Origin of the sequence: Sphingobacterium sp. FBM7-1, from assembly GCF_020687765.1 — a bacterium.
GTDB lineage: Bacteria > Bacteroidota > Bacteroidia > Sphingobacteriales > Sphingobacteriaceae > Sphingobacterium.
On record NZ_JAJEWJ010000001.1, the window covers coordinates 315,738 to 330,917 of the forward strand.

The following is a 15,180-nucleotide window of genomic DNA, read 5'->3' on the forward strand; positions in this document are numbered from 1 at the left end:
ATAAGCTTTAAGATTTCCGCGCGGGCGCTACAATACGTTCTTCACCATTAAATATAACACTAATTTCGGTATCTGACAGATTTTTGATGGCATAACCACTTTGATCTACGGCAACATACAATTTGGTTCCTCGAAATTGCACATGAAAAGCATAGCGTTTCCAGTTTTTCGGGATAAAGGTTTGAAAGTGTAATTTACCTTCGCGTACGCGCATTCCGGCAAACCCCTCGACGATAGCCAACCACGTTCCCGCCATCGAAGTGATATGTAACCCATCTTCCGTATCGTTATTGTAATCGTCCAAATCCAGACGTGCAGTACGCAGGTAGAACTCATACGCCTTGTCTTCTTTGCCCAATTTCGCCGCAATGATCGCATGCACACAAGGCGAGAGCGAACTTTCGTGGACGGTTAACGGTTCGTAGAAATCATAATTGCGACGAATCGTATCCTCATCAAACGCATCTTCCAGAAAATAGAGCCCCTGTAACACATCCGCCTGTTTGATATAGCAGGAGCGTAAGATTCTATCCCAACTCCAGTGTTGATTTAATGGACGTTGATCAGCCGGTAGCTCGGAAACCGGAATTAATTCTTTATCCAGAAAACCATCTTGCTGTAAAAAGACACCCCGACCACTGTCTTCGGGAAAATACATATGATCGATGATGTGTTGCCAAAGGGCGCTTTCCTGTTCATTAAACTGTACTGCCGATAACAACGCATCGAGCTGGTCTCCGTGCTGGATTTTTTCCTCGGCAATAGTAGTTAAGGTATAACGTAAGGACCACACCGCTATCTGGTTGGTATACCAATTGTTATTAACGTTGTTTTCGTATTCGTTAGGTCCGGTAACACCTAGCATAACATAACGCTGTTTTTGTTCGCTCCAGTTTACCCGTTGCGCCCAAAAACGGCTGATCCCGATCAATACCTCCAAACCGTGTGTTAGGAGATACGCACGATCGTCCGTATAACGAACGTAATTATAAATCGCAAAAGCGATAGCACCGTTCCGGTGGATCTCCTCAAAAGTAATTTCCCACTCGTTATGGCATTCTTCTCCGTTTATTGTCACCATCGGATACAAGGCAGCACCGTTGCTAAACCCTAGTTTGGTAGCATTCTCGATCGCTTTTTCCAAGTGATGATAACGGTAGAGCAACAAGTTGCGCGCGACCTTAGGAGCCTGTGTTGCCAAGTAAAAAGGAAGACAATATGCTTCCGTATCCCAATAGGTTACACCTCCGTATTTTTCGCCCGTAAAACCTTTTGGGCCGATATTTAAACGCGCATCTTCGCCCGTATAGGTTTGGTTCAATTGGAAAATATTGAAGCGAATTGCCTGTTGCGCCGCCACATCCCCCTCAATCTGTATATCACTTTCTTCCCATATTAACGCCCAGGCATCGGCCTGCAGCTGCATCAATTCATCATAGGTTTTAGAAGCGATTTTGTCCAGGCCCTTTTGCGCAGCGACGGTCAGTGCCTCGACAGGATGGTGGAGGGAGCTGACCATGGCCACATATTTTTCTATACGTACAGATTCACCCGCTTTTAACCGCGTCTGCCATTCCTCGCCTACATAACTTTCGGCCTTCTTCTTTTGGCCTGCCGCTTGTAGTGCTCCGCCAACATAATACAAATTTCGCAAGCGTGTTTCGACACAGAATTGTGTCTTTTTGGTCTCGTTCACCAACACGAGATCATCCTCAATTTCTTCGGCCACCGGTGTCCAAAAGCGTTCATCGTAATTACTGTCCCGATTCACCACGTCGCCATTTAAGAAGGAGCATACCGCTAGGTCCGCATCTTTATTGATCAGGCGCAACGTATATTGCAACGATACCGTATCCGATTGGAACAAGTGGTACATCCGCTTGGCCATAACCTCCACCTCTACACCGTTAGGCATCTTCGCTACAAACGTACGGTAGAGTACGCCCGCTTTCATATCCAGCCGGCGTTCAAACTGCTGAATCTCACACTGAGCTAAATCCAGCACCGTACCATCGACCTGTATATCCAATCCGATCCACTGTACGGCATTGATCACTTTCGCAAAATATTCCGGATAACCGTTCTTCCACCAACCTACCCGCGTCTTATCCGGGTAATACACACCCGCCAAATAAGATCCCTGCAATGTCTTTCCCGAATAAGCCTCTTCAAAATTTGCCCGTTGTCCCATACGGCCGTTGCCGATGGAAAAAATACTCTCGGAAAACTCGTTGTGTTCCATTCGGAACTGATCTTCTATAATATGCCAAGGATCGTGTATAATATAATTCTTCATGTTCTTCGTTAATATTCACTTATCAGTATCTCACCCAAATCCTCTACACGCGAATCGTAATCAGTCAATGTCCGTGATTTATCGACTGCGACCACACGCATGTTTGCCGCCTTTGCCGCTTCGATTCCCGCCTGCGCATCTTCCAACACCACACAAGCCACAGGCTCTACGCCGACAAAAGCAGCCGCCTTCAAAAACACCTCCGGGTCGGGCTTCGACCGACTGACAGCATTGCCATCTACAATCGCATCGAAGTAATCCCGTATCCCTGTCTTCTCCAGAATCCGCACTGCATTCTTACTTGCTGAACCAAGTGCTATTTTTTTTCCCGTTTCTTTCAAATAGTTCAGGAGCTCGATTGTCCCTGGTAACACATCTCCTTCCTTCATTTCTTCGACCAATTCCAGGTACCAGGTATTTTTCGACGACGCCAGTTGTTCTTTTTCTTGGGCAGGTATGTCCTTGTTTGCCCATTTTAAGATCAGGTTCAAAGAATCCGTGCGGCTCACCCCTTTCAATTGTTCATTTTCCACTTCCGTAAAATCAAAATCAAACTGGTGGGCTAACCGTTTCCAAGCCTGATAATGAAATACAGCGGTGTCTACCAATACCCCGTCCAAATCAAATATGACAGCAGTTGCTTCGTCTATTATTTTTTTTGCGTCCATGCGTTACTTCAATTCAAATACCAACGTTTGTTTCCCTTTCACTACAACACGTTCCGGCAAATCCAGAGATTCACCTGTTAAAACATTCTTCATCTGTTTTGACTGTCCGATTCCTTCATCAAAACGCGCTAACGCCACTTCTTGCTGCTCTTCGCTACAATTCATCACGACCATTACTTTTTCCGTATCGTTATAACGGAAATATACATATACATCATTTTGCGGTACATAGTGCAACAGCTTACCATTTTGTAAGGCCGCCGTCTGCTTTCGGTATTGTGCCAATGTGCGCACGTGGTTGAACATCTCGTTTTCAGCTTCCGTACGCCCCTCAGCAGTAAACTTATTCACTTCATCACCCGGAAAACCGCCCTTAAAATCATCCCGCACCAAGCCATCCGGTCGACTGAAGTTTTTCATTAGTATCTCTGCGCCATAATACATCTGCGGAATACCACGGTAAGTCAATAACCAACTAAAAGCACTTTTATATTTTTCCAGATCTTCTCCTACCGTAGAAAAGAAACGGTCTTTATCGTGATTGTCTAAGAAAATCACATTCGCCAACGGGTTTGGATATAAATAATCGCCACTTAACGTACTATACAATTTGTTGGCACCATCTTTTTCAAAATTAAGGGCGTCTCCTATTGCATAGGTTAACTGAAAGTCCGTAACACCTTCGAGTTTCGTGTCCACGTCTTGCCCTACCTTTTGCCCACCTAAGAAATACGCTTGGTTAGGGACGGAGCTTACCCATGTTTCCCCAAAAAAGGAGAAGTTGGGATATTCCGAGCGGATCGCATCCGTCCATTTCCCCATGAAATCCAGATCGTTGTAGGGATACGTATCGATACGAAACCCATCAACGCCAGCCTCTTCAATCCACCAGATATGACTCTGGGTAATGTATTTCTGCATCTTTTCATTTTGGTGGTTCAAATCCGGCATGGTCTCCACAAACCAGCCTTTCTCCATCAGATCTTTGTCTGCCTGCGTTCCATACGGATCAAACATGGTCTGGTCTTTATAGGTTGTTTGTGTAAACGTATCCCATTCATGTAGCCAATCCGAAGACGGACGATCGATCACCGTCCAGTGGTGAAGCCCCACATGGTTGGGTACCACATCATGTACCAGCTTCATGTTGCGTTTATGAAGTTCTTTTCCGAGTTCACGGTAGGTATCGACCGTTCCAAAACGCGGATCGATTTCATAGTTTTCGGTGTTCGCATAACCATGGTAAGAAGCCTGTGGCATATCGTTGGTCAAGACCGGAGTCATCCAAAGAGCCGTTACGCCTAAATCCTCGAGGTAATCCAGGTTGTTGATAATACCTTGCAAATCACCGCCATGCCGATAATACATAGAATCCCGGTTTACCGCCATTTCACGCATACCTTTTACGCGATCGTTGCTCGGATCACCATTAGCAAACCGATCAGGCATGATCAAATAAATAAGATCAGCAGCCGTAACTCCTTGTGCTTTAACAAGATTTTGGTCGCGTTTCTTCAATACATAATTACGGGTTAACACTTTCTTTCCGTTTTTGTATAACTCTATCGGATAGGTTCCGGCTTGTGCATTGCTCAAAATTTCGACATCCAAGAAAAGGTAATTCGTATTTTCTACTTGATGTATCTGTTTTAGCGCCATACCTGCTTTAGGCAATTTCACTTCACAGTCCCCAATGTCCGAACCATATAAGACAATCTGTAGTTCTGGGTTGTGCATACCTACCCACCAATGCAAGGGTTCTGCTCGCTGTATCGATTGCCCTTGTGCGAAGGCAACCGATACAATAAGACAAGCAAGAACCAGAAATTTCTTCCAATTCATTCGTTACGTTTTATTTTTTTGTAAGACTATATTTTTCGTTGATTAAATCCAATACGACCTCATAGGTACCTGCATCCGTTATGGCAATATCATCGCCCGTTAGGTTGCCGTTGACACCTCCATAATTGGTTCCCCAGTCGTTGTTTTTCCGGAATTTTATATGACCAACGCTCAAATCGATTGTTGCTTTCCACAATTCCGTACTGTTTTCGTAACGCATATCGGTATCCTCATCCCAACTAACAGCCGCATCGCCGACAATTCCCCAACTATGATCCTTAAAGGAGATCGTATTTTCATTGGTATTCACCGTAAGTTCTAAATTGCCGGCTCGAGGCGCTTTAATATTTCCAGACGCACTTAGTGATATCTTTCCGCCGCCGTCATCTCCATACGAGGCGTCCCAACTGCGTTCCGGTGTGACCTTGAACTCCGAATCGGCTTCTGGAAAATAGATGATACCGGTATAAATACCGTTGCTTGTAGGCGAGACCAGACTTTCGGCGGTTTCGACAGCCCAGTCGGCTCCCGGCGGAATAGCCTTTTGGTAAGCGCCGGGTACGTAGAGATAGCTTATCGCCGCATAAGGCGTAACCGCTAAAGGCAGTACATTGGAAAACAGCTGTGTAAAGTTGGTCGAGATAGATGATTTTACACGTAGCTCTAGGTCCGTTACCTCTTCGACGGGCAATTCCATAGCAAGCAAAATAGCATTGAGTTCTAACGTTGTGAAATGATAGTTCGCATCGCCAGCCGAAAATGCGATCTCTTTTGCATTCTCGAAATTACTTCCTTTTACGCCAATTTGGAGCGTATTGCTAATAGCTGCATTAAATCCAAAATCAGCAGCTTCCCATGTTAAAACGAGCGCTTCCTCATCTGCATTTTCTTTGGCAAGCACTACCGAAGATGCGGAAGCCTGTAACGAAGCTCCATCTCCCGGTACAGCCACCAGTTTGGTTTCGTCTTTGCTGCAGGCTACTCCCAGTAAACCCAGGAGTACAGTCCAACATGCGATTATATTAAACATTTTCATAATATCTTGATTTGACTATATACTGTATTAATATCCTGTATTTTGTTCTAGATTCGGATTAGCGATCAAATCCGCTGCCGGAATCGGGAAAAGCGTGCGGTAAGATTCAGTCGAGGCACCATCAGCTTGCCCGCCCTTAAACGGCCACAAATAACTTCCACCCGTATAACGTCCATACCGAATTAAATCCGTCCGTCGGAACGCTTCCCAATACAATTCTCGGCTACGCTCTTCCAAAACGATATCCAACGAGATATTACTGAGGTTTCCAGAAGCATTGCCATAAGCACGTTCGCGAAGAAGATTCAAATAGGCTAAAGCCTGCGTATTACTACCACCCGTTCCACCACGTAGAACCGCTTCCGCATAGATCAAATACTGCTCAGCCAACCGGAATAGCGGGAAGTCTGTAGAAACAAACGTACCGTTGATCGATTTTCCATTCTCATTGGAAGATGTTTTGTTGCTAAACTTAGTAACCGCCAATCCTTCCGTAAATACCGCCGGATCCTCGATATTCGGATTGCTACCGAAAAACATTGCCCGTTTATCGGTGTCTCCGCTTGCATCGTCAAAGGCAGCCGGTAAAGTACTCCGGCTCCGGTTTCCACCCCAGCCACCAGCAGGAATACCGAAATTTGCCGGCGTCATCGTACCATGCACCGACGAGTTAATAATAAAGGTTGTACCCCCGTTATTCTGTGTCTGTATACCATCATAGGCGATCGGAAAAATTACTTCGGGATTATTTTGGTCATTATCAGCCATGAACAGATGCTCATATTGATCCATTAAGCTATAGCCCGCCCCGATCACTTTTGACGCGTAAGTTACCGCTTCCGTATATTTCCCGTTGCCTTGACCCAGATATACTTCTGCATTCAGGTAGAGACGTGCCAAGAGCGCCCAAGCGGCTCCCTGGTCTACCCGGGCATATTCATTTTGTTGTGCTGCCACGAGCAGATCCTGCACCGCGAGGAGTTCACTTTCTACATAATTAAAAAGTTCTGGCCGCGTAATCTGGCTTGGTGGCGTGACACCGATCTCGTTTTCCTCGGTTATAAACGGCGGATTACCATAAAGATCCATCAATACCCAATATTGGTACGCACGGAGGAACCTAGCCTCTGCACGATATTGCCCGATAATCGTGGCGTCGTTGCCCGAAATACCGCGCGCGGCGAGTTTTTCTTCGGTACTTTCCCGTAGAAATTCATTGATCACCGTGATATGGTAGATACTTCTCGTATAAAGTCCTCGAAGCATCACGTTGCTTGAATTCCAGGTTTGGTAATTAAGATCCGCAACGCCTGGGTCTCCCAACCAAGCACAGATACCCTCGTCCGTCGTCAGCTGCTGGGCATTCCAGTACAAGCGTAAAAAATCCGATGTTCCCGCATCGATTCCGCCCAAGTCACTATCGCCCGGCCCAGTGCCGCTCGTTAGTGCAAAGCTTCCATATACCTTTGCCAGCGCACTTTTATACCCTTCCGGAGTACTATAAGCGACATCTGCCGTGATATCATTTGTAGGCGTCAAGTCCAGATCCTGACTACAGCTTGTCAGCATCAAGACGGCGTTTATGGCTAAAAATATAGTTCGTTTCATTTTCTTTCAGTTAACGGTTAAAAATCTAAGTTCACACCCAACACATACGTTCTCGGTCTCGGATAAAAACGATTATCGATACCACCGTTGATTTCCGGATCGATCCCTTTATAATTACTTACGGTAAACACATTTTGCAGATTTGCCGAGATCGTCAATCTACCCGCTCCATTCTTCAAGAGACTACCTGCCGCATAGCTTAACGAGAGATTGTCCATCTTTAAGAAAGAAGCATTATGTACATAATAATCACTGTTGTATTGCTTTTGCGCAAACTGGGCTCCCAAGAAACTTGTCGGTGCATTATTGATCGGACCGTTTGGATCCAATACGTTGTATCGGCTAGCAAAATTGGAAGACACATTATCGTATACGTAATTTCCGATGTTGGAACGTAACACCGTGTTTAGCGTCCATTTTTTATAGTTCAGCTGCGCTGTAAAACCTAAGAAATAGGTAGGCATAGGTGATTTATAAAAGTAGCGGTCATTATCATTAATGATACCATCGCCGTTTAAATCTTCATAAATGCCTTCGAGCGGACTACCATCTTCCCCATATACCTGCCGATATACCCGATACGTATAAGGCATATGATTCACGACATGCGCCTGTATGTTATTTCCGGTACTACCCGAAATGCCACCTTGCTCCACGAGGTAATTTGGGTCATCGACTGCAGTCAGATTAGTCACCTTACTATGGTTATACGTAAAGTTAAACCCTAAATCCAAGTTCAGATCATCCTTGCGGATAGCCGCGCCATTCAAACTAAACTCGACCCCCTTATTCTCCATATTGCCCACGTTGGTAAGCAATAAATTACTGAAGTTCGTTCCCACCGGAATAGGAATCGTACTCAACAGATCCTTGGTTTTCTTGAAATATATATCTATACTACCCGAAAGGCGTCCGTTTAAGAAACCATAATCCAACCCGCCGTTATACGTTGCCGTACTTTCCCATCGGATATTTTTATCATAGGCCACCGGGGTATACATATTGTAGAACGTGTTACCAAATTGGTATAAGGATTCATTCCTACTGCGCACATAATTCGGCAAATACGAATAGTTAGCGATACCATCTTGTTGACCTGTTACCCCATAACTTAACCGTAATTTCAGATCGGAAATCGTATTGTTATCTTTCAAGAAATTCTCTTTCTTAATACGCCAAGTAGCTCCAAGTGAAGGGAATACGCCCCAACGATTCTCCGAGCTAAAACGCGAAGAACCATCTGTACGCACCGTACCGGAGAAAATATATTTATCGGAGTAAGTGTAGATCAAACGTCCGTAATAAGAAATCAAGCGGCTATGCGGGATATCAAAGGGGAAAACTGGTGTACTCAGCACCGTGCCATCGGCACTTGTACGGTCAAAATTGTACTCCTTGGATCGATTGTCGTAATATCCATAACCCGCCGTCGCATTGATATTACTTTGAATAGATGCAATATCTTTCGTGTAATTTAAGTAGAATTCCCCTACCGTGTTCGTTATTTCCTTTTTGTATTGCGTTCTTTCGCCCAATGTACCGATATTCGATGCCGCGTAATCGGGTATAAAGGTGTTGCCCTCGCCCCGCGAGACATCATATCCCAAATTTAAATTAGCATGCAATTCTGGAAGAAACGGCAACGCATAGTCGAACTGAATATTACCAAAACTTCTGGCCACTTTTCCTTGATCGTCTTTCAAGTTAAGAAGCGCTACCGGATTACGCGGCGCATTGGGATTAGGATCATCCAATCCGGTGCTATTATTAAATTGCGTCCATTCATAATAATTGCCGAACCGGTTTTCCGTGTAGACGGGTTTCGTCGGATCAAACTGTATCGCAGCACCGATGGCGTCCTGGTTAGCAAATTGGGAATTGGAGATCGATCCTTTTAGGTTAATATCAATTTGCAAACTATTATCCAAAAGTTTAGGCGCAAAATTGATTCCCGCTGTGGTGCGCTCCATGCGGTCACGCTTCAGTATCCCCTGTTGATTTAAATAACCCACCGATAAACGATACGGAAGATGCGGCTGAATAGCACCCGCCACACTCAGATTATTGTCTGTAGCAAAAGCTTGTCGGTAAATCTCATCTTGCCAATCGGTATTCGCATCGCCCAAAGACGCACGTTGCGCATCATTTCCCTCCACGTTGACATATTCCCGGATTTGATCGGCCGAAAGCAGATCTACCTTTTGAGCAATCTGTGCCAATGAATTTTGCGAGCTGAAATTGATCGATGGCTGTCCACTACTTCCTTTCTTGGTTGTAATCAGGACAACCCCGTTTGAGGCACGAGACCCATAGATAGCTGTCGCATTTGCATCTTTCAACACGGTAAACGTTTCGATATCATTCGGGTTAATCAAAGCTAAAGGATTGGCTACACCAGAAATTGCTCCGGTGGACAAAGGCACACCATCGACCACGATCAACGGATCGTTGCTAGCATTCAGCGATGCTCCGGCACGAACCCGGATAGTTGCGCCACCACCCGGTTGTCCGCCACTGGTTGTAATCTGTACACCGGCTACCTTACCTGCAATAAGTTGCTCGGGCGAGCTAATAAGACCTTTTTGAAAATCTTCCGAGGAGACCGTTGTTAAGGATCCCGTTAACTCCCCTTTTTTCTGTGTACCATAACCGATGACCACCACTTCGTCAAGACTACTGGAAGCCGTTTCCAGCGTAAAATTTAAGGTGTTGTCACCCACAGTTAAGGTAGCATTCTGTTCGGCGGTTTCATATCCCATCATATTGACCACAACCCTATGTGAGCCAGCTGAGATATTACCAAGACTATACTCCCCGTTTGCCCCGGAGGATGTGGAAATCTGTTGACCAAGAATTTGTATGGTTGCTCCCGGTACACCTATCCCTTCGCTATCAACAACCCGGCCTTGTAGCCGTGCCGTCTGTGCGAAAGTAAATGCACTAAGCAACATCAGAAAACTCATGGCCATTACCCTGCGTAATGTAAATTTGTTCATCATGTGATTAGTTTATTATTGTTTACTGTTCAGTTTATTTATGCTTAATATGTAATATTCTCCTGCTTCCAATGGAATCGAACTTGTCGAATGCCAATCGCGTGTCGCTCCGGCGAAGTTATCGTGCCAGCTTTTCTGTAAGTCTGTCGGAACAGTGAAATTATGTGTAACCACATCAAAGTTCCCGATCACAAGTACCTCCTGCCCCGCTTCTTTCAATACGTAATATTTCAGGGGTCCATGTACGCTGTGGTTTACCGTTCCGTTTCTGAATATAGCATTCTGACGTTTCCAATCAATCAGCTTTGCATAGTGCGCAAACAGACTGGAACGTTTTGCATCTTTCAGATAGTCCCATTTCAATGGCTTTTCTCCTGTCCTGCCGTTTTCATCAATCGAGACATCATATCCTAATTCTCCGAATTGCCAAATCATTTTCGGGCCGGGCGCGCAAAGAAGAAACGCTGCCGCCTGTTTCATACGCTCTATTGCGATCGTCAGCTCTTTCGTTGAATAATTGCCATGTGTGTTGCCATATTGCAGGTTATTGTACATCAACCGCTCTTCATCATGTGATTCCATATATGACACGAATTGTGGTTTTTCAAAACCATGCGCATCGGCAAAAAGGCGTTTAAGATCGGAGTTATCATTCCACCCCATGGTGGCTTCATTGAATGCATGATTTAGGTTATTCCATAAATACATACCCTCGCCCGCTAATTCCCTTTCTTCCCGATCTTCCGCAAAATGCTCTAAAATGACATAGAAGTTCGGATCACGTTCACGTATAAAATGGTTGTAGTTTTTCCATATCGCGATACGACTCGCATCATAGGCGGACCACTGCTGCACTGCTCCCCCACTTTCGTCCGTTCCCGAATTTTTCTGTGTGAAACCTTTGGAGAGATCAAAACGGAAACCATCTACCTTAAATTCTTCCATCCAGAACGCGATCACGTCCTTCGTGAATTGTTGCGTAAACGGGCTTTCGTGATTGAAGTCGTAACCTACATTATATGGATGTGTGGGCGTGATATTAAACCAGGGGTTATTGGTCAGTGAGCCCGATTGTTGATACAAACGTACCATAGGTGATTGTCCGAACGCATGGTTTAATACCATATCGAGTATCACGGCAATTCCCTCTTGATGACATTCATCAATAAATGCTTTCAGCTCATTCGTGGTACCGTAATATTTATCCAACGCAAAGTGAAAAGAAGGATTATAGCCCCAGCTGGAGTTTGCCTCAAATTCCTGTACAGGCATCAGCTCAACGGCATTCACACCCAATCTCTTCAGATAAGAAATAGAATCTCGTAATGTTTTGTAATTGCGTTGATCTAGGAAATCCCTTACATGCAATTCATAGATAACCAAATCCAAGGCATCAGGACGATTAAATGTGGTGGTTTGCCAGTTGTACGCGGTATTGTTTAACGACAATACCGAAACGATACCCTCCGTTGCACCTTGGGGATAGCTTGGCAAATGCGGATTGGGCGACACATCCCCATCGTGGTTCGGATCTAACACCAATTTTGCATATGGATCGGCGATCTTCAATTGTCCGTCTATCAAGAATTGATATGTATAATCTATTTGAAAATCTAGATTTTTCAGTGTAATCCACCATGTATTCCCGTCCGGTGTACGCTTCATCGCATAATCTTGCGTGGCTTGAAAATCGTTGAAGTTGCCTAATAGGAATGCGGAAGATTTATCCGGGGCGGTAAGCACGAAAGATATTTCCTGCTTATCACGATTAATGGTAACCCCATTTTTATTGATTCCCGTTGGTAATTCTGCCACTTCCACATCACCCTCCACAAACACCGTCAACATCCTATCGGTACGCTGCCCATTAGCTTCAATACGGGCTTGTATATGTTGCTGTCCGGTACCATTCAACTGCAATTTGTGCTGCAGTTCATTCCCTTGGCCAGTCGCAATTTCATGTCCATTTAAAGAAAGTGTGATTGTACCCGACTGGGAAGCTTGTAATCGAATCGGAAGCTCTTCACCCTTTGTGAATGATTGTTTTTCCGATTGCGGAACAAAAGTGGGTCGAACAGCAGGCGCTTTAAAAGTTATATCGGGTTTTTGCTTCGATGAAATAGACCAATACATATCCGATCCATCTGCATTGCGTAGCACTTTGCTTCCATCCGCATTCCGTACCAAAAAGGCAATATGGGTAACGTCATTTGCTTGAGTACGCTTGAAAAAACTCGCCGGATGGATCGTGATACTATATTTACCTTCCGCTTCCCGTTTTAATTTATAGCTATCTAGATTTTCATCCCATGCGGTGACAACTTCATTCCATTCTTTTTCCGATGCACTACTCGTCAGGAGCAAACCAGCGTGCAGAAAAAGGTCTCCCGAATGATTAGCAAGCTCTTTGTTCCCTTTCGCGAGATCAAAAGTAAACGTGGTGATTTCATCCCAATAAAGAAAATCATTGGATAAGGAAACGAGCCCCTGCGCTGTTTCTTCCTCGATAGCGTCTGTATCTGGTTTTACATCCTTTTTACAGGCGACCGTCCAACACAGCATGATTAAAAGATACCCTAAACTTTTGTACGTTTTCATTCTCAAAACGGCTAGCAAAATAAAAACGGGAATGTTCCCGAAACAACTCCATCTATCGCTATATGGAAGAACAAAAGGTGAAAAATGAAAACTACTTTTGTGATCCCTCTATAACTGTTAGCATTTCGGGAATGTTCCCGAAACATATCAAAGGTAAAATGTTTCGGGAATAATTCAAAGCAAAAAATGATTTTTTTTAAAAAAAAATTTAAATGAGTTGACTGGATGCCTGGAAGATAAGGTTAGACTCCAGAAAAGTAGTATTCGGCTGTTCTAGGTTTTCGCTAGGTTTATCTAGGGCTTGGAAAAGAAAATTAGCCGCTTCCTTCCCCATCGCGAAAGCCGGTTGCTTAACAACGCTCAGCGAGGGATTTAACAAATCGGCAATATCCAAACAGGAGAAACAGATCAGTTTCAAATCTTGAGGAATCTGAATCCCCTCCTGCCCTGCCACCCTTATCGTGGATATGGCCAAGCGCTCCACCGATGCAAAAATACCGTCAGGTTTATGTTGTTTAAGGAGCCGCTGAATAGCCGCCCTATTTTTAATTTCGTCATTTTCGGTATCTAAGATCAACCGTTCGTCAAATGGAAGGTCATTATCTTCCAATGCTTTTCGATAACCGTCCATCCGGATTTTACCGATAGATACGTTTTGGTTGATCACGAGATAGGCAATCTTCTTACATCCGTTATCAATAAGGTGCTGGGTAGCCAAGCGGCTCGATTCAAAGTCGTTACCCGTAACGAAATGTCCTTGAAAATCATCGTAGCTTCGATCAAAGAATACTGTGGGTATGCCGTGATCTAGGAGTGTCTGTAAGTGGCTATGATCTTTCCCTTCTCCGGATGCGGAAATCAACACCCCGTCTACCCGGCCGTTAACCAACGAGCGCACGATCGATGCTTCGTTCTGTACACTGTTGTCCGTGACATAGATTAGGGTATGATACTTTTTGGAACGGGCGACCAACTCAATTCCTTTTATCGCCTGGCTGAAAAACTTATTGCCAAATTCCGGAATAATGATCGCAATGGTCTGGCTACGATTTCCGCGAAGACTACTGGCGTACAGGTTTGGTGAAAAACCCAACTCTTCAGCCTTGGCTAAAATACGTTCCTTTGTTTTAGAACTGATATCGCTGCTATCCCGGAAAGCCCGGGATACCGTAGACTTAGACAGCCCTAACTTTTCCGCTAAATCAACTATCGTTATCTGTGACATATCGTTATTCCTCCCGCCAAACTTACGTAAAAAAGCGGGAAGTAGAAAGGTGCCTTATCCTCCTGGAGTTTAGTAATTTCGTGGAACAGATCCTTATAGTTTCGGATTTATTTTCTGCAGAGCTTTCTTTTCTGAACGTATATTCAAAAACTCGACCAGCACCGAGAATGCCATCGCGAAATAAATATAACCTTTCGGTATATGTTGATCGAAAGCTTCCGCTGTCAAGGATACACCGATAAGCAATAAGAAGGCAAGCGCCAACATTTTCACCGATGGATACTCATTGACAAACCTTGAAATGCTCTCGGCCGATAACAACATAATGCCCACCGCGACGATAACGGCGGCGATCATTACACCGATCTGATCCACCATCCCCACGGCTGTTATAACAGAGTCTAAGGAAAAAACTAAGTCGAGTATAATAATCTGCAAGATCACACTGCTGAATGTAACTACTTTTTTGTTCGCTATAGCAGCGTCTACGTGGCCTTCTACCTTGTGATGGATTTCCGTGGTAGCCTTATAAATCAAGAATAATCCCCCGACAAATAGAATCAGATCCCTACCCGAAAGGGTTAAATACCTATACCAAGAAGGGTTTTCTATCCCGAAAGTGTCACCCAAGTGCAGAAATGGTTCCGTTAATCCCATAATCCACTTAATAGAAAACAGTAAGCCTACCCGCATCACCAGCGCCAATAAAAGGCCGATCTGGCGGGCCCTTTTCTGTTGTTCAGGAGGTAATTTGCTACTTTGAATGGAAATGAAAACGATGTTATCAATACCGAGAACAATTTCTAAAACGGTTAACGTTAAAAACGATATCCAAATCTGGGGATCACTTATCCATTCCATAGTGTGCGTGTTAAATTATTTTTCTGCGATAATACAAATTGATTTTTGTA

Annotated in this window: 9 protein-coding genes; all 9 read right to left on the reverse strand. The window is 44.5% G+C overall.

The window, feature by feature from the left end; genetic code table 11:
• Positions 1–7: 7 nt before the first annotated feature.
• Positions 8–2,296: a family 65 glycosyl hydrolase domain-containing protein gene (locus LKO28_RS01560; RefSeq protein ID WP_227692777.1), complete on the reverse strand. Its 2,289-nt coding sequence runs from the start codon at positions 2,294–2,296 to the stop codon at positions 8–10.
• Positions 2,297–2,304: 8 nt separating this feature from the next.
• Positions 2,305–2,964 carry a beta-phosphoglucomutase gene (gene pgmB, locus LKO28_RS01565; protein WP_227692778.1) on the reverse strand — a complete coding sequence of 220 codons (660 nt, stop codon included), beginning with the start codon at positions 2,962–2,964 and terminating at the stop codon, positions 2,305–2,307.
• A 3-nt stretch (positions 2,965–2,967) separates the two neighbouring features.
• Entirely contained in the window at positions 2,968–4,806 is a 1,839-nt protein-coding gene (locus tag LKO28_RS01570; protein WP_227692779.1) for a glycoside hydrolase family 13 protein, read from the reverse strand.
• A gap of 10 nt (positions 4,807–4,816) precedes the next feature.
• On the reverse strand, positions 4,817–5,836 hold the full coding sequence (locus LKO28_RS01575; protein WP_227692780.1) for a SusE domain-containing protein: 1,020 nt from the start codon (positions 5,834–5,836) through the stop codon (positions 4,817–4,819).
• A 33-nt stretch (positions 5,837–5,869) separates the two neighbouring features.
• Positions 5,870–7,450, reverse strand: a complete 1,581-nt coding sequence (locus tag LKO28_RS01580) for a RagB/SusD family nutrient uptake outer membrane protein (protein WP_227692784.1) — start codon at positions 7,448–7,450, stop codon at positions 5,870–5,872.
• A 17-nt stretch (positions 7,451–7,467) separates the two neighbouring features.
• Positions 7,468–10,449, reverse strand: coding sequence for a SusC/RagA family TonB-linked outer membrane protein (locus LKO28_RS01585; RefSeq protein ID WP_227692785.1), 2,982 nt, complete (start codon positions 10,447–10,449; stop codon positions 7,468–7,470).
• Positions 10,450–10,461: 12 nt separating this feature from the next.
• Positions 10,462–13,044, reverse strand: a complete 2,583-nt coding sequence (locus LKO28_RS01590; RefSeq protein ID WP_227692786.1) for an alpha-amylase family glycosyl hydrolase — start codon at positions 13,042–13,044, stop codon at positions 10,462–10,464.
• A gap of 208 nt (positions 13,045–13,252) precedes the next feature.
• On the reverse strand, positions 13,253–14,269 hold the full coding sequence (locus LKO28_RS01595) for a LacI family DNA-binding transcriptional regulator (RefSeq protein ID WP_227692787.1): 1,017 nt from the start codon (positions 14,267–14,269) through the stop codon (positions 13,253–13,255).
• A gap of 93 nt (positions 14,270–14,362) precedes the next feature.
• Positions 14,363–15,130 (reverse strand): TerC family protein, encoded by a 768-nt coding sequence (locus tag LKO28_RS01600; protein WP_227692788.1) that lies wholly within the window; start codon positions 15,128–15,130, stop codon positions 14,363–14,365.
• Positions 15,131–15,180 lie beyond the last annotated feature (50 nt).